The 22,353-nt window shown below is 66.4% G+C and carries 21 protein-coding genes; 5 read left to right on the top strand and 16 right to left on the bottom strand.

From position 1 onward, the window contains the following. Positions 1–160: 160 nt before the first annotated feature. The 4 genes from yjfF to ACFVDI_RS21200 form a co-directional block, all read right to left on the bottom strand. On the bottom strand, positions 161–1,162 hold the full coding sequence (gene yjfF / locus ACFVDI_RS21215) for a galactofuranose ABC transporter, permease protein YjfF (protein WP_378909707.1): 1,002 nt from the start codon (positions 1,160–1,162) through the stop codon (positions 161–163). Next, entirely contained in the window at positions 1,159–2,226 is a 1,068-nt protein-coding gene (locus tag ACFVDI_RS21210; RefSeq protein WP_378909704.1) for an ABC transporter permease, read from the bottom strand. The genes yjfF and ACFVDI_RS21210 overlap by 4 nt, the downstream gene beginning before the upstream one ends. Next, on the bottom strand, positions 2,219–3,793 hold the full coding sequence (locus ACFVDI_RS21205) for a sugar ABC transporter ATP-binding protein (protein WP_378909701.1): 1,575 nt from the start codon (positions 3,791–3,793) through the stop codon (positions 2,219–2,221). Before ACFVDI_RS21205 ends, ACFVDI_RS21210 begins: the two co-directional genes overlap by 8 nt. 137 nt (positions 3,794–3,930) lie before the next feature. Then, positions 3,931–4,908, bottom strand: coding sequence for an ABC transporter substrate-binding protein (locus ACFVDI_RS21200; protein ID WP_378909698.1), 978 nt, complete (start codon positions 4,906–4,908; stop codon positions 3,931–3,933). A 152-nt stretch (positions 4,909–5,060) separates the two neighbouring features. On the opposite strand from ACFVDI_RS21200, the gene ACFVDI_RS21195 reads away from it, so the two are divergent. The 3 genes from ACFVDI_RS21195 to ACFVDI_RS21185 all read left to right on the top strand — a co-directional run bounded on the left by ACFVDI_RS21195 (position 5,061) and on the right by ACFVDI_RS21185 (position 7,425). Beyond that, positions 5,061–6,152 carry a DNA glycosylase AlkZ-like family protein gene (locus ACFVDI_RS21195; RefSeq protein ID WP_378909695.1) on the top strand — a complete coding sequence of 364 codons (1,092 nt, stop codon included), beginning with the start codon at positions 5,061–5,063 and terminating at the stop codon, positions 6,150–6,152. A gap of 95 nt (positions 6,153–6,247) precedes the next feature. Beyond that, positions 6,248–6,685, top strand: coding sequence for a VOC family protein (locus tag ACFVDI_RS21190; RefSeq protein WP_378909692.1), 438 nt, complete (start codon positions 6,248–6,250; stop codon positions 6,683–6,685). A 74-nt stretch (positions 6,686–6,759) separates the two neighbouring features. Further along, positions 6,760–7,425: a GPP34 family phosphoprotein gene (locus tag ACFVDI_RS21185; RefSeq protein WP_378909689.1), complete on the top strand. Its 666-nt coding sequence runs from the start codon at positions 6,760–6,762 to the stop codon at positions 7,423–7,425. 61 nt (positions 7,426–7,486) lie between these two features. Here the strand turns inward: ACFVDI_RS21185 and ACFVDI_RS21180 are convergent, their stop codons facing one another. After that, on the bottom strand, positions 7,487–8,596 hold the full coding sequence (locus tag ACFVDI_RS21180; protein ID WP_378909684.1) for an epoxide hydrolase family protein: 1,110 nt from the start codon (positions 8,594–8,596) through the stop codon (positions 7,487–7,489). 113 nt (positions 8,597–8,709) lie between these two features. Between ACFVDI_RS21180 and ACFVDI_RS21175 the strand changes: the two genes are divergently transcribed. Next, positions 8,710–9,681 carry a helix-turn-helix transcriptional regulator gene (locus ACFVDI_RS21175; RefSeq protein ID WP_378909681.1) on the top strand — a complete coding sequence of 324 codons (972 nt, stop codon included), beginning with the start codon at positions 8,710–8,712 and terminating at the stop codon, positions 9,679–9,681. Between the two features lie 18 nt (positions 9,682–9,699). Beyond that, on the top strand, positions 9,700–10,416 hold the full coding sequence (locus ACFVDI_RS21170; RefSeq protein ID WP_378909679.1) for a GPP34 family phosphoprotein: 717 nt from the start codon (positions 9,700–9,702) through the stop codon (positions 10,414–10,416). 6 nt (positions 10,417–10,422) lie between these two features. On the opposite strand, the gene ACFVDI_RS21165 is transcribed toward ACFVDI_RS21170, so the two are convergent. The 11 genes from ACFVDI_RS21165 to ACFVDI_RS21115 all read right to left on the bottom strand — a co-directional run bounded on the left by ACFVDI_RS21165 (position 10,423) and on the right by ACFVDI_RS21115 (position 22,315). Beyond that, the gene (locus ACFVDI_RS21165) at positions 10,423–11,088 is read right to left on the bottom strand and encodes a CTP synthase (protein ID WP_378909677.1); all 666 of its coding nucleotides are present in this window, start codon (positions 11,086–11,088) and stop codon (positions 10,423–10,425) included. Positions 11,089–11,129: 41 nt separating this feature from the next. Then, complete coding sequence (gene metG, locus ACFVDI_RS21160; protein ID WP_378909674.1) at positions 11,130–12,935, bottom strand: methionine--tRNA ligase; 1,806 nt, start codon at positions 12,933–12,935, stop codon at positions 11,130–11,132. Positions 12,936–13,112: 177 nt separating this feature from the next. Then, entirely contained in the window at positions 13,113–14,333 is a 1,221-nt protein-coding gene (locus ACFVDI_RS21155; protein ID WP_378909671.1) for a peptidoglycan recognition protein, read from the bottom strand. 99 nt (positions 14,334–14,432) lie between these two features. Next, positions 14,433–14,990, bottom strand: coding sequence for a maleylpyruvate isomerase family mycothiol-dependent enzyme (locus tag ACFVDI_RS21150; protein WP_378909669.1), 558 nt, complete (start codon positions 14,988–14,990; stop codon positions 14,433–14,435). A gap of 12 nt (positions 14,991–15,002) precedes the next feature. After that, entirely contained in the window at positions 15,003–15,554 is a 552-nt protein-coding gene (locus ACFVDI_RS21145; protein WP_378909665.1) for a TIGR03086 family metal-binding protein, read from the bottom strand. A 67-nt stretch (positions 15,555–15,621) separates the two neighbouring features. Continuing rightward, positions 15,622–16,245 (bottom strand): DsbA family protein, encoded by a 624-nt coding sequence (locus ACFVDI_RS21140; protein ID WP_378909660.1) that lies wholly within the window; start codon positions 16,243–16,245, stop codon positions 15,622–15,624. Positions 16,246–16,334: 89 nt separating this feature from the next. Further along, the gene (locus ACFVDI_RS21135; protein ID WP_378909656.1) at positions 16,335–16,703 is read right to left on the bottom strand and encodes a hypothetical protein; all 369 of its coding nucleotides are present in this window, start codon (positions 16,701–16,703) and stop codon (positions 16,335–16,337) included. A gap of 219 nt (positions 16,704–16,922) precedes the next feature. Further along, complete coding sequence (locus ACFVDI_RS21130) at positions 16,923–17,459, bottom strand: hypothetical protein (RefSeq protein ID WP_378909655.1); 537 nt, start codon at positions 17,457–17,459, stop codon at positions 16,923–16,925. Between the two features lie 85 nt (positions 17,460–17,544). After that, the gene (locus ACFVDI_RS21125) at positions 17,545–18,006 is read right to left on the bottom strand and encodes a DNA/RNA non-specific endonuclease (protein WP_378909652.1); all 462 of its coding nucleotides are present in this window, start codon (positions 18,004–18,006) and stop codon (positions 17,545–17,547) included. A 265-nt stretch (positions 18,007–18,271) separates the two neighbouring features. Then, positions 18,272–18,769 (bottom strand): hypothetical protein, encoded by a 498-nt coding sequence (locus ACFVDI_RS21120; RefSeq protein ID WP_378909649.1) that lies wholly within the window; start codon positions 18,767–18,769, stop codon positions 18,272–18,274. Between the two features lie 849 nt (positions 18,770–19,618). Beyond that, on the bottom strand, positions 19,619–22,315 hold the full coding sequence (locus tag ACFVDI_RS21115; RefSeq protein WP_378909647.1) for a hypothetical protein: 2,697 nt from the start codon (positions 22,313–22,315) through the stop codon (positions 19,619–19,621). Positions 22,316–22,353: the final 38 nt, after the last annotated feature.

The raw sequence follows: 22,353 nt of genomic DNA, 5'->3' as shown, positions 1-22,353 counted from the left end.
CAGCGACGGCCGGTGTCAAGGATCGCCGCAGGCAACCGGCGAAGCCGGCGGCCGAAGGCCGTCCTTTACTCCGGACGCCGCTGAGAACACCCTCCTGTAACGGGTCGGCGGCAAACGCCAGCCACAAATACACAGCACCCGACGACGCGGGAACCCGACGTCACCGCCGAGTCAACACCCGCTGCGCCACCACAAACACCAGCACCAACACCCCGATCGTGATCCGCGTCCACCACGACGACAGCGTGCCGTCGAACGAGATGAACGTCTGGATCGTGCCCAGCACGAGCACCCCGAGCAGCGACCCGATCACGAACCCACGACCGCCGGTGAGCAGCGTCCCGCCGATGACCACGGCGGCGATGGCGTCCAGCTCCATCCCGACCGCGTGCAACGAGTAGCCCGAGAGCGTGTAGAGAGCGAACAGCAGCCCGCCGAGGGCGGCGCACAGCCCGCTGATCGCGTACACCCCGACCTTGGTCGCCGCGACCGGCAGCCCCATCAGCAGCGCCGAAGGCTCGCTGCCTCCGAGCGCGTAGACGGTGCGGCCGAAGCGTGTCGAGGAGAGGACGTACGCAGCGACCGCGACGATCACCAGCGCGAAGACCGCGGTCCACCCGAGGTAGTAGCCACCGGGCAGGGTGATCGAGCCGAACGCGATGGCCGAGAAGGTCTCGTCCTTGATCGGGATCGAGTCGACGCTGATCAGGTAGCAGAGCCCGCGGGCGAGGAACATGCCCGCCAGGGTCGCGATGAACGGCTGGATGTCGAAGTAGTGGATCAGCAACCCCATCGCGGTGCCGAGCAGGGTGCCGGCCAGGAGAACGATCGCGATCACTGCGACCACCGGCCAGCCGAGCTCGAGCGTCCGGGCTGCGATCAGCGTCGAGAGGGCGACGTTGGAGCCGACCGAGAGGTCGATCCCGCCGGTGAGGATCACGAACGTCATGCCCACCGCGAGCACGATCAGGAACGCGTTGTCGAGCAGCAGCGTCAGGAAGACCTGCGGGTCGGCGAACCCCTCGTACCGGAGCCCACCGACGCCGAACATGCCGATGAACAGGGCGAACGTGCCGAGCACGGGGAGGTAGCGCCGCGGCGGACTGAACCGCGCGATCCGGGCGAGGAGCCCGGGTTCGATCTCGGACACCTGGACACTCATGCGACCGCCTCCTCGCGGCTCGGGCCTGTCGGCGTGCGGTCACCGCGTCGCTGTAGCACCGCTCGCGCCTTCGGCGACTGCAGCAGGCACACGAGCACGACGACCAGTGCCTTGAACAGGTAGTTGGCCTCGGCCGGGATGCCGATGTTGGGGATGGTCCGGGTGAGGGTGGCGATCAGCATCGCCCCAACCAGGGTTCCGGTCAGCGAGAAGCGACCACCGGCCAGCGACGTACCGCCGATGACGACGGCCAGGATCGCGTCCAGCTCGATCCACAGCCCGAGGCTGTTGGCGTTCACCGAGTGGGTGTTGGCGGCGACGATCAGGCCGGCGGTGCCAGCGCACAGCGCCGCGAAGACGTAGACCGTCCAGATGATCGTGCGGGACCGCACACCCGCCAGCCGGCTCGCCTCGGGATTGATCCCGACCGACTCGATGAGCAGACCGAGTGCGGTGCGACGTACGACGATCTGGGTGGCGGCGAAGACCCCGAGGGCGATCAGCGCCGCCACCGGGAGGGCGAGGAGATGGCCCGAGGCCAGGGCAGCGAAGGTGTCGTTGTTGACGGTGGTGATCTGGCCACCGGTGACCAGCATCGCGATCCCGCGGCCAGCGACCATCAGGACCAGCGTGGCGATGATCGGCTGGATGCCGATCACCGAGACCAGGAAGCCGTTCCACAGCCCCAGCGCGACGGCGACCGCCAGCGCCATCGTGACCGCCACGACCGCCGTGCCGGCAGCGCCGTCGGCCGGGCCCTTGACGATGTAGACGCACGCGACCGCACCAGCGATCGCTGCGACCGCTCCGACCGAGAGGTCGATCCCGCGAGTCGCGATGACCAGGGTCATCCCGATCGCGACCAGCAGCACCGGGGCGCCGTTGCGCACGATGTCGACGAGACTGCCGAAGAGGTGACCGTCCTGGATGCGTACGTTGAAGAACGTCGGTGTCGCGATCAGGTTGACCACCAACAGCGCAGCGAGTGCGGCCAGCGGCCAGAAGAGATGGTGGGCAATCGCGCGGCCCGCGATCGCCTTGCCCGTTCTGACGGTCTCAGGCATCTGCGCGCTCCTTCTCGGCCAAGCCCCCGGGCTCGCCGGTGATGATCTCGAGTACGTCGTTGACGTCGATGTCGCGGTTGGGCCGCTCGGCGATCTTGCGGCGGTCCTTGAGGACCACCAGCCGGTGGCTCAGCCGCAGCACCTCCTCGAGCTCGGCGGAGATGAACACCACGCTCATCCCCTTCTCCGCGAGATCGGCGACGAGCTGCTGGATCTGGGTCTTGGCACCGATGTCGACGCCGCGCGTGGGCTCGTCGAGCAGGAGTACGTCCGGCTCCGTGATCAGCCAGCGCGCGAGCAGTACCTTCTGCTGGTTGCCGCCGGACAGGCTTCGCATCGGCAGACCGGGATCGCCCGGCCGGATGTCGAGGGCGGTCATGAACTCCTTGACCAGCGTCGAGCGGGTGGAGGTCGGGATCGGCCGCAGCCAGCCGCGGCTGGCCTGTAGGCCGAGCAGCATGTTGTCGGCGACGGAGAGCTCCTCGAAGACTCCCTCGGCCTTGCGATCCTCGCTGCAGAAGGCGAGCTTGCGGTCGATCGCGTGACGCGGGCTCCGCAGCCTCCGGCGGCTCGACCCCCTGACCGTCAGATCGCCGGTGTCGGGGGTGTCCGCACCGAAGAGCAGCCGGGCGAGCTCGGTACGCCCCGAGCCGAGCAGGCCGGCGATGCCGACGACCTCCCCGGCGTACAGGTTCAGGTCGGTGGCCTCCAGGTTGCCCTTCCGCCCCAGACCGACGGCGCTCAGCACCGGGAGACGCTGCTCGCCGGAGGCCTCTTCCGCGGCCTCATGCACTGCATGGTCCAGGCGTTCGAGCACCTGGAGATCGCGGCCGATCATCAGCTGCACCAGCTCCAGCTGGGTGGTTTCCGCAACCAGCCGCTCACCCACGACGCGGCCGTTTCGCAGGATCGTCATCCGGTCGGAGATCTCGAAGACCTGGTCGAGGAAGTGGGAGACGAAGACGATCGCGGTGCCCTGATCACGCAGTCTGCGCATCACCTCGAAGAGCCTGGCCACCTCGTCGGCGTCGAGGCTGGAGGTCGGCTCGTCGAGGATCAGCACCCGGGCGTCGGTGTCGACGGCACGCGCGATCGCGACGAGCTGCTGGACGGCGATCGGATGGCTGCCGAGCTCGGAGCCCGGGTCGATGTCGATGCCGAGGGCCAGGAGCGAGGTCGCCGCCCGCCGGTTCATCTCGCGCCGGTCGATCCGGCCGAGTCGGCGCGGCTCGCGGCCGAGGAGCATGTTCTCGGCCACGGTGAGATTGGGCACCAGGTTGACCTCCTGGTAGACCGTGCTGATCCCGGCATGCTGCGCCGCCGCCGGCGTGGCGAACCGGGTCTCGACTCCGGCGATCTCCACTCTCCCGGAGTCGATCGTGTAGACCCCGGTCAGCGCCTTGATCAGCGTCGACTTGCCCGCCCCGTTCTCCCCCATGAGCGCATGCACCTCCCCCGGTAGGAGACGGAGCGAGACGCCGTCGAGGGCTCGGACCGCTCCGAACGTGATGGAGACGTCGAGCATCTCCACCACCGGTCGGGGTGGTTTCAGTTCTGCCTGGCTCATGTCGTGCTGGCTCCTAGGGGGGTCGGGGCTGCTGCGGCGGGTCGGATGCTCACCGAGGTATCTCGGTGGGCGCGCGCTTCCTTCGCGGAGTTCCACGAAGGAAGCGGCGCCTGACCGAGGTAGCTCGGTGAACGGCGTCAGTACTTCCGGTCAGGCAGCGCCTCGGCCGCCTGCTCCGGGGTGAAGGTGGTCTCCTCCGTGACGATGCGCTCGGGGACCTCCTCGCCGGCGACGACCTTCTCGGCGACGTCCATCAGCTGCGGGCCGAGCAGCGGGCTGCACTCGACGATGAAGTTGATCTCGCCTGCGGCCAGCGCGGTCATCCCGTCCTTGACCGCGTCGACGGTGATGATCTTGATGTCGGTGCCGGGCTTCTTGCCGGCTGCCTTGATCGCCTCGATCGCACCTAGACCCATGTCGTCGTTGTGGGCGTAGACGACGTCGATCTTCGGGTTGGACTGCAAGAAGGCTTCCATGACCTGCTTGCCGCCGTCACGGGTGAAGTCGCCGGTCTGGGAGGAGGTGATCTTGATCGTGGGGTCCGACGCGATGACGTCCTCGAACCCCTTCTTGCGGTCGATCGCCGGGGCCGATCCGGTCGTCCCCTGAAGCTCGACGACGTTGACCGCGCCGTCCTTGTCGACGTCGGAGGCGTCGGCGTTGTCGACCAACCACTGGCCTGCCTTCTCGCCCTCCTCGACGAAGTCTGAGCCGATGAAGGTCACGTAGAGCGAGCTGTCCTCGGTGTCCACGGCCCGGTCGGTGAGCACCACGGGGATCTTGGCGCGCTTGGCCTCCTGGAGCACCGCGTCCCAGCCGGTCTCGACGACCGGGCTGAACGCGATCACGTCCACCTTCTGCTGGATGTAGGACCGGATCGACTTGATCTGGTTCTCCTGCTTCTGCTGAGCGTCGGAGAACTTCAGGTCGATGCCGGCCTCCTTGGCCGACTCCTGGATCGAGGTGGTGTTGGCGGTGCGCCAGCCGCTCTCGGCCCCGACCTGGGCGAAGCCCATCGTGATCGAGCCGTCGTCGGCACTTTCGCTGCTACCGCACGCGCTGAGCGACATCCCGCCGATGGCGAGCGCACACAGGGCGGTGAGGGTTTTCTTCACTGTCGTCCTCCAGTGTTCCGCTGCGGCAGCCAGTGTGACCGCCGTCACGATGCGACTCAGTGTGAGCGTTAACATCGGCGCGGTCAAGCGGAATCGGAAGATCAGTTCGAATCGGCAGCAGGTCGTCCGGAACTCCCCCTAGTGTGGCAACCATGACGCTCAGCCTGGCTCCGGAACAGGCGCGCCGGATCGCAGTCCGGGCCCAGCTTCTCGACGCACGCCGGCCGGTGTCGCTGGTGGAGACCGTCGACCAGCTGACGCTGCTGCAGATCGACCCGACCAGGGCGATCGCCCCGAGCGCGGATCTGGTGGCGTGGTCGCGGCTGGGGGATGCGTACGACCATTCGGACCTCACCTTCGCGCTCGAGCAGGAGCGATCGCTGGTGGAGTTCTCCAGCTTCATCATGCCGATGGACGAGATCGAGACCGTTCTGGCCCTCTCCCCCGGCCGGATCCACCCCACCGCGGTCGAGTGGGTGGAGGCCAACAAGAGATTCCGTACGCAGGTCCTGGATCGCCTGCGAGCCGACGGCCCGCTCGTGGCCGGCGAGATCGAGGACACCTCCGAGGTGCCGTGGGCCTCCACCGGGTGGACCAACGACAAGAACGTGCTGCGGATGATCGAGCTGCTCAACCGGATGGGCGAGGTCGCGATCGCGGGACGCCGTGGCAAGCTCCGCACCTGGGACCTCGCCGAGCGGGTCTACCCCTCAGACCTGCGGCTGCCCACCCCCGAGGAGGCGCTGACGGTCGAGACCGTGCGCAGGCTCGCCTCGCTCGGAATCGCCCGCCCGGGGCGGAAGGAGTCCTCCGGTGGCGAGATGCTCGGCGCGGGTGATGCCGGTGTCCCGTGCACCGTGACCGGCGTCGATGGCGAGTGGCGGGTCGACCCCGAGGCGCTGGCCGCCCTCGAGGACGAGTTCGCGCCGCGTACGGCCCTGCTCTCCCCCTTCGACCGCCTCGTCTACGACCGCGACCGGGCGTTGGACCTGTTCGGGTTCGAGTACGTCCTCGAGATGTACAAGCCGGCCGCCAAGCGGCGCTGGGGCTACTTCGCCCTGCCGATCCTGCACGGCGAGCGGCTGGTCGGAAAGCTCGACGCGAAGGTGGACCACAAGGCGGGGAAGCTGAACGTCTTCGCCGTCCATGAGGACTTCCCCTGGACCCCACAGATCGGGGACGCGGTGGACGTCGAGATCGAGGCTCTGGCGACCTGGCTCGGCGTCGATGTGGCCCATCCCTGAACCGGATCCGGACAGGTGCGAATTGCCCTTCTCAGCGTCATGGCGCGCGCCTACTGTGGGCAGCGGGGTCAGACATCGGATCAAAGGAGATCAGCATGGGAACGCTCAACCCCTACATCAGCTTCAACGGCCAGGCGAAGGAAGCGCTCGAGTTCTACAGCTCGGTGCTCGGCGGCAAGGTCGAGGTCATGACGTTCGGCGACATGCCCGAGATGGGCGCGCCCGCCGAGGCCGCCGACCAGGTGATGCACGGCTCGCTCACGTTCGACGACGGCCGGGTCCTGATGGCCTCCGACACGCCTCCGGGCATGGACTACGTCGCCCCGACCGCCGGCGTCACCATCGCGATCACCAGCTCCGACCCTGCCGACCGCGAGATCTACGCCGACCAGTTCGCCAAGCTCTCCGAGGGCGGCACGCCCGGGGTGCCGTTCGACCTGGCTCCCTGGGGCGACTACTTCGGCCAGTTCGACGACAAGTTCGGTGTGAGCTGGATGTTCGACGTCGCCGGCCCGGAGTCGGCACCCTCCTAGTCAGACCATGGTCGAGGTGAAGATCGTCCTTTCGTAGGAGGTGCGGTCGGCGAGGACGCCGTAGCGTCTGAGGCATGCTCATCGCCGAAGATCTGCTGCTGCTCGTGCTCGACGACACCCAGGGCACGCTCACCTCGTCCTGGGTCCAGCAGGCGCTGGGCGGAGCGATCCTGACCGAGCTCGTGATGACGGGCTCGGCCCGAGTGATGCCCACGTCAGGCCTCACCCCGGCCAAGGCCGTGGCGGTGCCCGGGCACCGGCCGGACGAGCCGGTCCTGGCCGCTGCGTACGACTCGCTGGCAGGCAAGCCGCTGGCGGCCAAGAACGCCGTCACCAACCTCGGCAAGGGCCTCCACGAGGCCCTCGCCGCTCGGCTCTGCGATCGCAACATCCTCAAGCGCCGGGACGAGAAGATCCTCGGCATCTTCCCGCGCACCACCTGGCCGGCCGCGGACTCGACCCACGAGAACGCCGTACGCGGCGAGCTGGTCGCCGTCCTCGTCCAGGGTGCCACCCCGGACGCCCGGACCGGGGCGCTCATCGCCCTGCTCTCCTCCATCGACCTCGCCCACAAGGTGGTCGACACGCGGACGGTCGGCGCCGGGACGGTCAGGAAGCGGGCCAAGGAGATCGCCCGCGGCGACTGGGCCGCCAAGGGTGTCAAGGACGCGATGGACGAGGTCACCGCGGTCATGACCGCGGTGATGGTCGCCACCACCGTCACCACGACGACCACCTGAGAACGTGCTCGAGGATCGCAGCCGTGGGGGGACTGCGATCCTCGAGCTCTGCTCAGGCCTGTCAGGCGAAGAAGACCTTCAGGTCGGCGGCGATGTCGGCGGGACGCTCCAGAGCCGCGAAGTGGCCACCCTCGGGGAACTCCGACCAGTGCTGGATGTTGGCGTTGTCCCGCTCGGCCAGCGACCTGATGGTCTGGAAGTCGTCCTTGAAGACGGCGACCCCGATCCGGCCCTGGGACACCTCCGGCTCACGCTCGGCGTGCCCCTCCTCGTAGTGGTAGCGGGCTGCCGAGGCGTAGGAGTTGGTGAGCCAGTAGAAGGTCGCCTGCTCGATGACCTGCTCGGGGGTGACCAGCGAGGTGCCGTTCCCGAAGGACTCGAAGAGCTCGCTGTAGGCCAGCGTCCCCACCGGTGAGTCGGCCAGCGCCGCGCCGATCGTCTGCGGACGGGAGCCGTTCATGGCGTTGTAGCCGCCGACCGACTGGAACCACTGCATGTGCTCGAGCGCGGCGTACTCCTTCGGCCCGAAGCCCTCGAACTCGCTCGGGTCGCCGGACGGGAACGAGAAGAGCTGCAGGACGTGCGCACCGAGGAAGCCCTCGGGGTTGAGGATCGCCAGCTCGCGGCCGACCATCGCGCCGCCGTCGCTGCCGTGCACCCCGTAGGAGTCGTAGCCCAGCCGGCGCATGAGGACGTCGTACGCCTCAGCCACGCGCTTCATCGTCCAGCCGGTCTCGACGACCGGCGTCGAGAGCCCGAAGCCCGGCATCTCCGGGATCACCAGGTGGAACTCGTCGGTCAGGGAGTCGATCATCGGGAGGAACTCCAGGAACGAGCCCGGGTAGGTGTGGGCGAGCAGGAGCGCCTTGGCGTCCGGGTTCGACGAGGGTACGTGGACGAAGTGGATGACCTGGCCGTCGATCTCGGTCAGGTGGTTGGGGACCGCGTTGATGCGCTCCTCGACCGCCCGCCAGTCGAAGCTCTTCCAGCGCTCGACCATGTCGGCGAGGTAGGCCGTCGGGGTGCCGTACTCCCAGGAGTCACCGGGCACCGCCGGCGCGAACCGGGTGCGGTCCAGACGGGAGCGGAGGTCATCGAGATCGGCCTGCGGGAACTCGACGGTGACGGTGCTGATCTCCTGCTTGATCTGGTTGCTGACCTGGGTGTTCATGACTTCTCCTTGGTGGTTTCCGACCTTGTGAGACCCACGTTAGGAAGGGTTCCGGCAAGCCTGATTCCGCAATTTCGCTGGCCCGAGAATTTCTTTTGCCGCACTCTGAGTCCGTGCTGGAAACCTCCGCGCGACTCCTCGCGCTCCTCGGTCTGCTGCAGTCCTCGGCCGGCTGGACCGGCACCGACCTCGCCACCCGTCTCGACGTCTCCGAGCGCACCGTGCGCAACGACATGACCAAGCTCCGCGAGCTCGGCTACCCGGTGGAGTCCGTGCGTGGACCGGGCGGGCGCTATCGGCTCGGCACCGGCGGCAACCTCCCGCCGCTGCTCCTCGACGACGAGGAGGCGGTCGCGGTCGCGGTCGGCCTCAAGGCCGCGACCGGCATCGCCGGGGTGGCCGAGACCAGCACCCGGGCGCTCGCCAAGCTCGACCAGGTGCTTCCCGACCATCTGCGTCGCAAGCTGGCCGCGGTGGTCGACGCCATGGAAGCCGGTCCGGTCAACACCGACAGCAACGTCCCCGACCCCGACGTCGACGCCGGCACCCTGCAGGCGCTGGCCACCGCGATCCGCGACGGTCAGGGCGTACGCGCCGACTACCGCGACGAGCCGATCGAGGTCGAGCCCTACCGGCTGATCTCCTGGCAGCGCCGCTGGTATCTCGTCGCCCGCGACCCCCGCGCCGACGCCTGGCTGCCGCTGCGCGTCGACTGGCTGCGCCTCAAGGTCCCCGGCGGCCGCCCGTTCCGTCCGAGCGACCCGCCCGCATTCAATGGGCAGAGCGACCTCACCGAGTTCGTCGTACGCGAGGTCGCGCGCACCGGCTGGGCCGTCCATGCCCGCCTGGTCATCGCCGCCCCTGCCGACGAGGTCATCTCCCGCATCAACCCCGCCGTCGGCACCGTCGAGCCGATCGCCCCCGACCGGAGCGTCCTGGTCACCGGCGGCGACAGCCTCGAGGTCGTCGCCGTCTGGATCGGCATGCTCGGCCTCGACTTCACCGTCGAGTCACCCCCGGATCTCCGCGACCACCTCGAGATCCTCGCGAAGCGCTACGCCGCCGCCGTCGGTCAGCCCGAGTGACCCGGAGGTGGCAACGAGATGCTGATCGCAGAAGACCTGTTGCTGCTGGTCCTCGAGGACGTCAGCGGTCGCCCCGTCCGCGGAGTCAACGCGTTCACGCTCGATCTCCTGCTCGGTGGCGCACTGGTCTCGGAGCTCGCGCTCGCCGGCGCCGTCCAGCTGCATCGGAACCCCGGGACAGGCATGTTGGAGGTGCACCCGACCGGGGTCGGGATACCCCAGGATCCGTGCCTCCAGCGCTGCCTCAGCTTCGCCGGCGGTAGGCCGCGGCCCGTGCCGCTGATCAACAGCTGCGGGACCCAGATGTTCGACCATCTCACCGAACGCCTCGTCCATCAGGGCATGCTTCGCCGGGAGCAGCAGAAGCGATTCCTCATCACCAGAACCGGCTGGCCGGCGGGTGACATCAGTTACAAGCAGGACGTTCGCCGCCACCTCTCAGCCATCCTGTTCGACAGCAACCGCGGCGCCCAGCCGACGCGGCGCACTGCGACCTTGATCGGCCATCTCGCGGCCGTGGGCCAGGTGCACCGGCTCTTCGTCTCTCCCGGCGTGCCTCCGGCGTACGTGATGCAGCGCGCATACCGCGTCTCCAGGGAAGATTGGGTCGCAGCCATCGTGCGCGGCATCTTCCGGGCATCTCGCACACGCTGGGGTGTCGGCGGCTCGGGCGGCGGCATCGGCGGAGATTGGGGCGGTGGCGGGGGCGACGGTGGCGGGGACGGCGGTGGCTGACCCGACTCAGTCGTTCCGTCGCCCAGCAGCCTCGACGAACGCTCGCACGAGCGGGTGGACCGGAGCGCCGTGGAGGGCGCCGATGTGGGGCTGGAACATGCTGGTGACGTAGAACGGGTGGTCCGGGAACTCCAGCACCTCCGCACCGGCGTCGTCGGCTGTGGCGCCGACGACGACACCGATCTTCTCCAGCGCGGCGACCGCGTCGGCGGTCGGGGCGTAGTTGCAGAAGTGCATCCCGACGAACGGCTCCGGCTGCCAGCCGTCGAAGCGGGTGCCGGGGACCGGGGTCACCAGCCGCTCCTCGCCGTAGAGCGAGCAGGCGAGAGCGGCGACGGCATTGTCGTCTCCGGCACCGTCGGACTCGGCGTGGGTCGCCACGGAGCCGAGTACGTTGCGGGTCCACTCCAGCACCACGTACTGCATCCCGCCGCACACCCCGAGGAACGGGATCCCGCGCTCCCGCACCACGGTGAGAGCGTCGAGCACCGCGGCATCGGAGGCGTAGGGCGAGCCGGGAACCAGCCAGACCCCGTCGTAGGCCGTGACGTCGAACCCGGAGTCGGTCGGCACCCACTCCGTCTCGACCCCGAGCTCGGCCAGCTGCGGCCTCAGCGCGTTGAGCTCCTGATGGCTACGGTGTCCCCGGTCGTCGCCGAGCAGTGCGATCATGCGCCGAATCCTCGCATCCACGCGGGGCTCGATCCAACCGATTACTCCGGCTTGATGCCCAGCCGGTCGAGCTCCTCGTCGATGACCGCGGGGTCCAGCTTCTGGAAGACCGGGGTGGGCTTGGCGACCGGGGTACCGACGACGATCGGGTGGCGCTGCCACGCGGGCGCGCCGGCGTAGTCGCCGGTGATGATCGGGTAGGGCTTACCGGTGTCGAGGTCCTCGACCTCCTCGATGCGGGGCATCGGGGCCAACTCACCCTTGCCGCCGAGGGCCTTGTCGATCTCGTTGGCGGAGAACGGCAGGAACGGGGACAGGATCAGGTTGAGGTCGGCCACACACTGCGCCATCACGTGCAGCACGGTGCCGAGACGCTCGCGGTCCTCGGGGTCCTTGGCGAGCTTCCACGGCTCCAGGTCGGTGACGTACTTGTTGACCTCGCCGACGGCACGCATCGCCTCGCCGATCGCCTGCTTCTGCCGGTGGCGGCCGATCAGCTCGCCGACCGTGGCGAACGCGCCGCCGACGGTGTCCAGGATCGCCCGGTCCGCCTCCGTGAGGGCCCCGGCAGCGGGCAGCTCGCCGAAGTTCTTCGCGATCAGGGTGGCGGTGCGGTTGACCAGGTTTCCCCAGCCGGCGACGAGCTCGTCGTTCGTACGCCGCACGAACTCGGCCCAGGTGAAGTCGGAGTCGTTCGACTCGGGGCCGGCGGCGGCCACGAAGTAGCGGAACGCGTCGGGCTGGTAACGCGAGAGGAGGTCGCGCACGTAGATCACGATCTTCTTCGAGGAGGAGAACTTCTTGCCCTCCATCGTCAGATACTCGCTGGAGACGACCTCGGTCGGCAGGTTGAGGATGTCGTACGCCCCCGGCTGGCCGCCCTTCGAGCCCTGACCGTTGTAGGCGATCAGCTCGGCAGGCCAGATCTGGGAGTGGAAGACGATGTTGTCCTTGCCCATGAAGTAGTAGGAGAGGGCTTCAGGGTCGTTCCACCAGGCCCGCCAGGCCTCCGGGTTCCCGGAGCGTCGGGCCCACTCGATCGAGGCGGACAGGTAGCCGATGACCGCGTCGAACCAGACGTACATCCGCTTGGTCGGGTTGTCGCGCCAGCCGTCGAGCGGCACCTTGATGCCCCAGTCGATGTCGCGCGTCATCGCGCGCGGGCGGATCTCCTTCAAGATGTTCTGGCTGAACCGGATCACGTTGGGACGCCACAGGCCGGTCTGCTCACGGTCGTCGAGGAACGCGTGCAGCGCCTCGGCCAGGGCGGGGAGGTCGAGGAAGAAGTGCTGGGTCTCGATGAACTCCGGGGTCTCGCCGTTGATCTTGGAGACCGGGTTGATCAGCTGGTCCGGGTCGAGCTGGTTGCCGCAGTTGTCGCACTGGTCACCGCGGGCCCCGTCGGCCCCACAGATCGGGCAGGTGCCCTCGATGTAGCGGTCCGGCAGCGTGCGTCCGGTCGACGGCGAGATCGCGCCCTTGGAGGTCTGCTCGACGAAGTAGCCGTTGTTGTAGACCCCGAGGAACAGCTCCTGCACCACCGAGTGGTGGTTGGCCGAGGTGGTGCGGGTGTAGAGGTCGTACGTCAGGCCGAGCGAGGTCAGGTCCTCGACGATGATCCGGTGGTTCTTGTCGACCAGCTCCTGGGGCGTCACGCCCGCCTCGTCGGCGGCGATCAGGATCGGGGTGCCGTGCTCGTCCGACCCGGAGACCATGAGCACGTCGTGGCCCGCCATCCGCATGTACCGACTGAAGACGTCGGAGGGCACGCCGAAACCGGCGACATGGCCGATGTGGCGCGGGCCGTTGGCGTACGGCCAGGCGACTGCGGACAGAACATTGCTCATGGGAAGCATCCTAGTGAGCAGACGCCAGAGGTTTTATTCCGCGGCGCGCCACCGTGTCGCATCAAGGCCCGCGCTGAGCGCCCCTCGTCTGGACTGACCGCAGCGAGGAGCGCAGCGACGAGCGGAGGGAGGGAAGACGAGGGTTATAGCGAAGCGCGCGCGACGCGGAGCGTCGCATCAAGGATTGAACATCTGGTCCCGCTGGTAGGCGTACTTCCGGATCCACGGCAGCCACTTGGCGAGCTGGGCGCCGGGGCAGGAGGTCTCGTTGGTGTGGAAGTGGCCGTCGATGACCCAGACCCGGACCCGCCGGCCGGCGGGGAACCGGTCGCTGCCCTGGGAGACGGTCTCGAGCGTGCCGCGCTCGTCGCGGCCGGCCATGTCGAGCTTCCAGGCCGCCATCCGCTCGGTCTTGATGAGGGCGTCGTCGGAGGGACGTACGTTCTCGAAGTTGCCGATCAGGGCGATGCCCATCGACTGGTGGTTGAAGCCACGGGTGTGCGCGCCCTTGACGAGCCGGTCGATGCCGCCGGAGCGGCCCTCCCAGGAACGGCCGTACTTGTCGATGAGGAAGTTGTAGGCGATGTCGAACCACCCCAGTGACCTGGTGTGATAGCTGTAGATGCCGCGAATGATCCCCGGCACGTCGCCCTTGGAGTAGTTGTTGCTCGTGGCGGTGTGGTGGATGTGGACCTGCTTCAGCGAGGAGTTGTACTCGGGGCGGCCGTTGCGCCAGGAGTTGTTGGCTCCCCACTGCGACCGGGTGAAGATCACCGGCTTCGGCGCCCACTTCGGTCGCGATCGCGCGACCCGGCCGTTCGGGGCACTTCCGCCGGCGCTGCCGTAGCCCAGGTCGTCGGCCTCCCGCTTCGGCGCCTTGACGTCCTCCTGGGGCCCGGTGTTGATCAGGGTCAGTTTGAGGTCCTTGGGCTGCGCGCCCTCGACCCGCACCTGTACGCCGCTGGCCCGGCCGGTCCACACCGGCTGGGTGCCCCGGCGCTCGACCTTGCCACGCGCGGCGACACTCTCGGCACCGTCGGGCAGGTCCTGCTGCAGCGGCAGCGGCTGCCACTCGCGCCAGCGGTCCGACTTGCTCACCCGTACCTCGACCTGCGGCGTCTCCGCCCCGGTCCAGGACACCCCGACCATCGAGAACGTCGTCGTGTTCAGCTTCTCCGTCGAGGCCGCGCCGGCGGACCGCTCGGTCAGCCTCGGCGGCAGCTTCACGTCACGGGTGGCGATGCCGTCCTCGAGCCGCGGCAGCTTGATCAGCTGGTCGTCCTGGTCGCCCTGCGCGGCCGCCGGGTCGATCGCCGACCCGATCGCAGGCACGAGCATCGACGCGCCGAGAACGACAGCGGTCAGGGTCACGGTGATGACGCGGGGGAAGCGGGCCATACCCTTGATTTTGGAGAATCAAGCGTCCGACATGCCGCAAACGCATGTGTTCGGTGTGTCGTTTCGCCTGGTGGTCGAGCTTGTCGAGACCCCCAGAACCTAGGCGACCCCATCCACCCCGAACGGCACCGGCCGTCCGGCGTACGCCGCCAGGTGCTCGTAGGCACCCGACCCCTCCGGTGCCGAGAGCGCGTTGGCGAAGGCCCGTCCCTTGCGCTCCGGGCCGAGGATCCGGTCCATCGCGACGACCGCTCGCTGGGCGACCGCCTCGTCGAGGCCGTCGGTCGTCCGTCCGAGAGAGACCGCCAGGTCCCAGGTGTGGACCGCGATCTCTGCCGACTGCCAGTCGGGGTCGACCATGACCATGTCATCGGGGCCGAGCTCGCGCCACAGGTTGATCAGCGCGTTGCCCCGGGTGCGCAGCTCCTCACCGAGGTTGACCGCGTAGTCCTCACGGCCGTCCCATCCCGGCGGAGAGCCCTGGAGCATCGTCACGAAGACGCGGGGCTGGGCGATCATGTGGTTGGCCAGCTTGCGCAGATCCCACTCGGGACACGGCGTCGGCCGGGTCAGGTCGTCCGCCGTGACGGTGTCGAGAAGCTCTGCTGCCTGCGTCAGTGCCCGCTGCAGCGCGAACACTCCCATCTGATCGACCACATGACCATGGTCTCAGGAGACCTGCCGTCCGGCGAAAGCAGCCAGCCGCTCGTACGCTCCGGCCCCCTCGGGCGCCGTCACCTCGGGGGCGAACGCGCCCGAGCGCATCTCCGGCTTCAGGCTCGCCTTCATGAAGGCCAGCCCGACCTCGGCCAGCTCCGGGTCGAGCTCGGAGGTCGGGACGCCGAGCGCCTGCGCGAGGTCCCAGGAGTGCACGGCGTACTCGGCCACGATCACGCCGACCGGCACCGACGCGCCGCCCTCCCAGCCGTCAGGGCCGGTGCCCTGGTCCCAGGCGTGCAGCACGTCGTCGGCGCCGACCTTGAACGCCGGCCCCCAGCTCTCGCTGACATGCGGGGTCGGCGCGCTCCAGTCGGGCTGGCCGCCACGAAGCATCGTGACGAAGTTGGGGCCGTCCGCGATGACGTGGTCAGCCAGCGCGCCGACGTCCCATTCCTTGCACGGCGTCGGCCGCGAGACGGTGTCGGCGTGCACCCGGTCGAGCAGGTCGCCGGTCTGGTCCAGCGCCCTGGAGAGAATTCCTGCCTCGTCTGAAGTGGTCACCCTGCCAACGTACGACTGGTCGACGTCGGCGTCACCGTCAAATTCCTGCTGGTCAGGGCATCAGCACTCAGCTGAAGTCGAGGTCGTGGACCCGGGCGCGCTTGAGCTCGTAGACGTAGGGGTAGGCGGTGATCAGCTGGAACCCGTCCCAGAGCTTGCCGGCCTCCTCGCCCTTCGGCGCCTTGGAGATGACCGGTCCGAAGAAGGCCGAGCCGTTCATCGCGATCGTCGGGGTGCCGACATCGTTGCCGACCTGGTCCATCCCCTCGTGGTGGGACTTCGCGATGGCCTCGTCGAAGGCTTCGTCATCCATGGCGTCGGCCAGCTCGACGGGCAGCCCGACCGAGGCCAGCGCCTCCTCGATCAGCGCCCGGTCGAAGTCACGGCCCTCGACGTGGCGGCGGGTGCCGAGCGCGGTGTAGATCTCGGCGAGCTTCTCCTGCCCGTACTCGTTCTGCACCGCCATGCACACCCGCACCGGACCCCACGCGGTCGAGAGAAAGTCCCGGTACTCCTGCGGGATGTCCTTGTCCTGGTTGAGGTACGCCAGGCTCATGATGTGCCAGGTCACCTCGACGTCGCGCACCTTCTCGACCTCGAGGATCCAGCGCGAGGTGATCCAGGCGAACGGACAGGCAGGGTCGAACCAGAAGTCGGCGGCGGTCTTCTCGGTGGCTGTGGTCTGGGTCATGTCCAACCTCAACCGCGGCACCCGAGGATCTGTTCCACATGGCATTCAACTCGGGCCGTACGCCGCCGGAGCCTGATCACCCAGCTTGATCAGTCGAAGGCGCCGGTCCAGTTCTCCAACAACTCAGCGATCTCCTCGTGGGTGTGAACGGTCTCCCCCTCGTGGACGCCCGCCTTCGACAGTGTCACCAACTCTGCCTCTTGGAACGGCGCATAGCCCGTGATCCCAAGGTACTCAACGCCGTCATCCTGCCTCCTACGGACCAGGCTTATCAGCCACAGCCACCACACGCAGGCGTAGCCGTGGAACCAGTCCCCCTCCATGCAGAACTCGGCGGTAAGAACCCAGTCGCCGTACAGATCGGTAGCCAGCCTTGCCGACGTACCGAACGGAGTCGGGGGGTCGCCCGGGTTCAGCACACTCGCGTCGCGCAAGAACTCCGCCGCAGACGGGTTCAAGCCCGGCCAGAGCATCCTCTGGCGGCGTGCACCCTTCGGCGAAAGCGCAAAGTGCCGTCATAGTCGCTTTGTCCAAGTCTGGACGCAGCGGCAACTTCAACAGGTAGTACGGATCGTCGCTCACCATCCGAAGCGTAGACGGTTGTAACTGCCGCTGACCGGGATCGTTCACAGCGCTTGGGCGTCGTTCCGGGCTAGCACGAATCACGCTCGCACAAATCACGAGTCCAACAGCTCAAATTCCACGAAGCTCGGGCGGGCCAAAGAAGCAACCGACAACGGGAAAGACGCGTCACAAAGAACGAGGTAGATGAACTCCGCGACACCAAAATCAAACTCATGCCACGGGTCGACCGTGCTCTCGCGGGCGACAATCCTCCACGTGTTCGCCGGCCAATCGTCACCAGCAAGCCAATAAAATTGGGCTTCCTCAGATCCGCCCCAATAAATCAAACCACTACCATCGCCACGAAAAAGTGAATATGGATCCAAATACGCCGGAAATGGATCCAGCCCGGATGCAGCGTCGCTTACTGAATCCTTCCACCACTCAGCGATCGTCGGATATGTAACGGTGGCGGCCGACAAGACAGTAACATAACCAGAGAACTCACCCACCCCGAACGACTCGCACAGGTTCTTGTAGTCATCGGGAAGCACGAGTCCCATCTCGCCTTCAATTGATCCCCAGTCGATTCGCAGCCCGCGCGGACTGCGGTCCGTTGCCTCAAGCAAACGAGAAACCCACTGGTCCACGAGTTACCTCCTCATTTCGCCATACAACCACGATCGACATGAAGGTCAGGCTCGCCTCGACCTTCCGCGCCGAGCGACTTCATAGTCACCTCCGGGAATTCGGAAGGAAGAAAGTGTCGGCGTCCCCGGATGAAACGTCAGCCCATGCCACCGCGAGCCCAATCGGGATATCCGAACCATCATAAATGGGAGTAACAGAATACCAGACCGTGTGCTGGTCGGAGCGACTGGTGCTATTCACCATCGCTTCAAACTTCTTCATTACATTCCGGTTGGCGCTCGGATAGAGCGGCACGAGGTTACGACGATCATCGCCGTCTCCACCGAGAATCCGGGCCAACAGATGGCCTCGGTCCATACCACTCCTTTCCTCCGCTCCTGGCGGCGTGTTCTCCGCAGTCTTCGGGAAGGTCGGCGTTCCGACGATGAGCGTCTCGTTTCCAGTCTGGAACGTTCCGTTCTTGTCGATGTAGTCGAACCCTCCATCCGTGAGACACGCCTGCATCCCCTGGGCACGACCATCCTTGAGCGGTTTGTAGTAGACCATGCTGTCCCCAGCGTTACAGCTCGATTGCGAGAAGGGAGCCATTGCAGCGCCAGGCGTCCGCTCGACGTCCTTAGTCGGAGTAACATAACGACCCTTGCCATAATCGGGACAGACCCCGTGCCGCCCGGGGACGACGAAGGGCGGCTAAGACGCGAGTCACGGCCCCCCTTTGCGGTTCGCCAAGCCGATCTACGCGTGGACGGCAGAATGTCACCTCAAGCAAACGAGAAACCCGCTGGTCCACGAACCACCCTTTAAAAGGATGTCAAACAGCCTCGAAAGACGGAGGCAGCTCGCCACGAACGACAGGGAATCCTTGCAATTCAATTCCAAACTCAGTGTCGAAAAGCAATCGATCCAGGAAGTCTATTGTAGACAGTTCGCGATATATCCACTCATCGTCATCATCAAGGTGGACCGCGATGTCCCAAGTTGATGAATCCGATGATCCAGCGCGCCAATAGAACATAGGCCCAGCGTCGCTTGATGCCCAGGGCACGAGTCCTCCGAGCCGGTCTGGACGAAAGGCTCTATTCGGAGAAAGAAGAGCATCCGTCCGCTCAGATCGACGCCTAACCACCTTGACGATGACTTCAGGCGCCCAAAGAACCAGGTATTCTGATAAAACCCCCGGGCCGAACGCATGCATTAGGTCCTTGTAATCTTGCGGAAGCACGAATCCCGCGCCGTCCTCGATTTCCGCCCAATCGAATTCCAAATGAGCAGATTCTCGGCGCAACTTGCTCAACAAGTCATCGATCATACCTGTCCCCCATTCGAAGATATCGCATTGCTGGCGCCCCTCCGGAGCCTTGTGCCAATAAGAATCGCGACCCCATGACGAGCATCGTCACAGCGAGAGTCTACCGCGCGTTGGAGATCGTTACCGGTGCCGCCCATGAACCTGACCCAGCATCCATCCATCGCAAGACCAATGAGTCGGGAATCCCACTGCTTCCGGAGTATTGAGCCGTTACCGAGTAGTAGATCGTCTTGTTCTCAGACTCGATCATGCTCGCTACAGTCCGTTCCCACCCTGCCATCTCATCACGATTCACCTCTGGCCAGGGGGGTGAGGTTTCGCCTATCAAGACCGGTCCCACCGAGCCTATTCGCCAGAAGGTGTCCCCGATCAAGTCCCCCGTGGAGTCCGGGCGGATTCTCGGGGTCAGAGTATGGTTTGAGTCGCCACGGCACAGGAGAGCCCTGGATCATTGAGTCCGCGTTTCCGCGGTCCTTTCCACTGCCGGTGACGTGTCCATAGTTTCCGCCAGATAGACATGCCCTAATCTCTGTCGCGCGCCCCTTCGAGTCAAGTGGCGAATAATAGACGCCATTGTTCTGACTCGAGCAGTTAGACTCAGAGAACGGGTACACAGATCCGCCGGGCGCCCACTCCTGAACTGAGTCAGGCGTAACATACAGACCCTTGCCATGGTCGGGAATGAGTAGGTCATAAAGCGTCCCATAGCCATTCGAGCAGTTGCTGTTGGCTTCGATATCTGCCACGCGAGGACACCAGCAGTTCTCGGGGCATTCGCGCCTTTTGCAATCAGGCCGACGAGGTCAAGTACAAAGCCAACTGCCTCCTCCAGTCCACCTTGACTTGGTTTCAGGTGTAGGCGCCCCACCGCCTCCCCCACCATCGATGGTCATGTGGCCATCGAGCTCGATACCCAGACAGCGGGTTGCCCGATGCGAACGCGTAGCGGCTGCCCGTGAAGGGATCCGTTCCGAGACCCAAGTCAGCAAGGGCACCGTTGTACATGTCGCGCGTGGTGAACGTGTTTAGACCAGGTGCGTAGTCGCGGAACCCCATGTCGTAGGTCTCGGACCCGGCGTCCCAGCGCTTGTAGTTGAATCGGTAGGCGTTGAACGACTCATCGGCCGGAGACTCGGGATTGACGGGGTCGGGTTTGTCGATGCCGGTGAACTCGGCCTCATCGTTATCGCCGTAGGCGGTGTAGCCGTAGGTCGCGACAGTCTTGCCAGTGTCGTCGGTGACGGTTTCGACATCGGTGTGGGCGTTGTAGCCGTAGTAGCCCGTCTCCCCAGCCTCGACACCGGCCTCGGTGTCCGCCTGGTGGGTGACCTGGGAGAGGCGCTGGCCCCACGGGGAGTACTGGTAGGACTTGGTCAGCTCACCAGCGACCTCCTCACCCAGGACCTCCTGGGAGAGGCCGAGGTAGGTGTAGTCGGTCGTCTTCCCATCCGTACCGGACGTGGTCTTCGACGCGGTCCGGTCCAGAGGGTCGTAGGTGTACCGGGTGGCCTCGAGGACACCAGCATCGTTGGCCTGTTCGGCGACCTTGATGTGGTCAAACCCGTCATACGTCGTCCGCGAGATCGTCTTCCCGCCGCCCACGGCGCTGGTCTGACGACCGAACGGGTCATACCGATAGGACGCCGTCTGACCATCTACGGTCGAGGACAGCAGTCGGTTGCGGTCGTAGTTGAACGACGTGCTCGTGCCGCCCACGGTCTGCTGGATCACGTTCGCGTTCGCGTCGTGAACATGGGTCTCGGTCGAGGCACCGTGACCGGTCTTGGTCTTCTTCGAGAGCCGGTCGACCGGGTCATAGACATAGGTCGTGGTCGAATCCAGCGTCGCCGACGCGTCATCCGCGTTCCGCTTGGACGCCACATCCTCGAGCTGATTGCCGTTCGCGTCGTAGGTATAGGCGTGCGAGGCAACCAGAGCGCCCGCGGACGTCTCCTCACGCATCGACTTCAGGGCACCGTCAGCCTGGAAGGCGTTGGTAGTGACGTTGCCGTTGCCCTTGGTGATCGTCTTCTGACGGCCCAGGACGTCGTAGGTGTAGCTGGTGACCTTTGCGGCCTTGGTGTCGTTCAAGTCGTCGACGGTGACCTTCGTCAGCAGGTTCCGCGGATCGTTGTAGACGTAGTCCGAGGCCTGGTCGGGGTGCGTGACCGTGAGCGGCTTGCCCAGGTTGTTGTAGGTGTAGCTCGTGGTCGCGGCCGGCGACCCGGCCAGGTCCTCACGGACGGACTTGATCTGGTTGAGCCCGTCGTACGTCATCGCATAGGCGTCGGCGTTCTTCGCTGTGCCACGCGAGGTGTCGGTGATGTCGATCAGGTTGCCGTTGAGGTCATAGCCGTAGGCGAAGGCCTTGTCCTCAGCATCGGTGTCGGCGCCGTTGTCACGCACCAGCCGGACCGCGTCGGCGACCACGGTCCCTGTGCCTGAGGGGGCGAGGGCGACGGTAACCTTCTCACCCGTCGTGAGGGTGACCTTGCCAAGGGTGTTCCAGGCTGCCGCGCCGGTGGTCTGGTTGGCCGTGAAGTTCACGTCCGTGCCCGCGCCATCGCCGTGGTTCAGGGTGAACTTGGCGTCCGTCGCCGCACCCGACACCTGCGGCCACGCGGCCGACAGCGTGTAGGAACCATCCGCGGGCACATCGAGCGTCCAGGTGAACTTGTCCGTCGAACCCGTGGCTGCAGCGTGGGTGCGGTGACTCGTGCCCTGCTGGCCCGTCGCGGACGCCTTGGTCCAGGTCCCGGTGGCGGCGTACAGGCCGTTCGTGTCGTCGTCGGTCACCACCGAGTGCGACCCGACCGGAACACCGTCATCGGACTTCGCCTTGAGCTTCCCGTCCGGGTAGTAGGCCCACGTCATCGTCCGCGACGCAGACCCGTCCGCCGACGTCAGCGTCCGCGCGGTCTGCGCTCCGAGATCGTCGTACTCGTAGCGAGTCTTGATCCCCCACGCATCCGTCGAAGCCTTGATCCAACCATTCGCGTAGTAGTCGACCGTCGACTCGTTGCGGACCGTCTGACCATCCGAGGGCGGCAGACTGGTCTTCACCGGCCGGCCGGCAGCGTCGTAGGTCGTCTCGGTGTAGACGTTCGGGTCGTTGTACCGCGCATCGGAGGGGTCGTAAGGCTGGTAGGAGCGAACCGGACGGTTGAGCTCGTCATAGGTCGTGCGAGCGACGAAGTCATCCGCGTTCGCGGTCTGCGCGCCACGCGGGGTCGTGACCCGGGTGGTGTTGCCGACCTCGTCGTACTCATACCGGGTCGTGCGGTAGACCGTGCTGTCCCCGGTCCCCGTCCAAGGCGTCTTGGTCTCGACCTGGGCACCACGCTCGTCATAGGACGTGTAGGCGGTGTGACCTGCGGCGTTGGTCGTCGACAGGGTCAGACCATCGGCGTCGTACGCGGTGCCGGTGGTGTTCCCCTCCGCATCCTTGACCGTGAGCGGCTGATGGTTGAGGTCGTAGGTCGTCCTCGAGGTGTAGTCGGTCGTGTCCGCAGACTTCGTCTTGAACAGGTCTCGAACCTCGACCACGTTGCCGACGTTGTCGTAGTCGTACTCGATCCGGTCCG

The sequence above is a fragment of the Nocardioides sp. NPDC057767 genome, assembly GCF_042798275.1.
Classification (GTDB): domain Bacteria; phylum Actinomycetota; class Actinomycetes; order Propionibacteriales; family Nocardioidaceae; genus Nocardioides.
Note: the sequence above shows the minus strand (reverse complement) of the source record. Positions and strands in the feature narration are given on the sequence as shown.

Coding starts and splice junctions, on each gene's coding strand:
- ACFVDI_RS21140 (WP_378909660.1), bottom strand. CDS start 16,245: ATGACCCAGACCACAGCCACCGAGAAGACCGCCGCCGACTTCTGGTTC.
- ACFVDI_RS21185 (WP_378909689.1), top strand. CDS start 6,760: ATGCTCATCGCCGAAGATCTGCTGCTGCTCGTGCTCGACGACACCCAG.
- ACFVDI_RS21165 (WP_378909677.1), bottom strand. CDS start 11,088: ATGATCGCACTGCTCGGCGACGACCGGGGACACCGTAGCCATCAGGAG.
- ACFVDI_RS21155 (WP_378909671.1), bottom strand. CDS start 14,333: ATGGCCCGCTTCCCCCGCGTCATCACCGTGACCCTGACCGCTGTCGTT.
- yjfF (WP_378909707.1), bottom strand. CDS start 1,162: ATGAGTGTCCAGGTGTCCGAGATCGAACCCGGGCTCCTCGCCCGGATC.
- metG (WP_378909674.1), bottom strand. CDS start 12,935: ATGAGCAATGTTCTGTCCGCAGTCGCCTGGCCGTACGCCAACGGCCCG.
- ACFVDI_RS21120 (WP_378909649.1), bottom strand. CDS start 18,769: ATGATCGATGACTTGTTGAGCAAGTTGCGCCGAGAATCTGCTCATTTG.
- ACFVDI_RS21210 (WP_378909704.1), bottom strand. CDS start 2,226: ATGCCTGAGACCGTCAGAACGGGCAAGGCGATCGCGGGCCGCGCGATT.
- ACFVDI_RS21195 (WP_378909695.1), top strand. CDS start 5,061: ATGACGCTCAGCCTGGCTCCGGAACAGGCGCGCCGGATCGCAGTCCGG.
- ACFVDI_RS21125 (WP_378909652.1), bottom strand. CDS start 18,006: ATGGTCTACTACAAACCGCTCAAGGATGGTCGTGCCCAGGGGATGCAG.
- ACFVDI_RS21190 (WP_378909692.1), top strand. CDS start 6,248: ATGGGAACGCTCAACCCCTACATCAGCTTCAACGGCCAGGCGAAGGAA.
- ACFVDI_RS21170 (WP_378909679.1), top strand. CDS start 9,700: ATGCTGATCGCAGAAGACCTGTTGCTGCTGGTCCTCGAGGACGTCAGC.
- ACFVDI_RS21180 (WP_378909684.1), bottom strand. CDS start 8,596: ATGAACACCCAGGTCAGCAACCAGATCAAGCAGGAGATCAGCACCGTC.
- ACFVDI_RS21205 (WP_378909701.1), bottom strand. CDS start 3,793: ATGAGCCAGGCAGAACTGAAACCACCCCGACCGGTGGTGGAGATGCTC.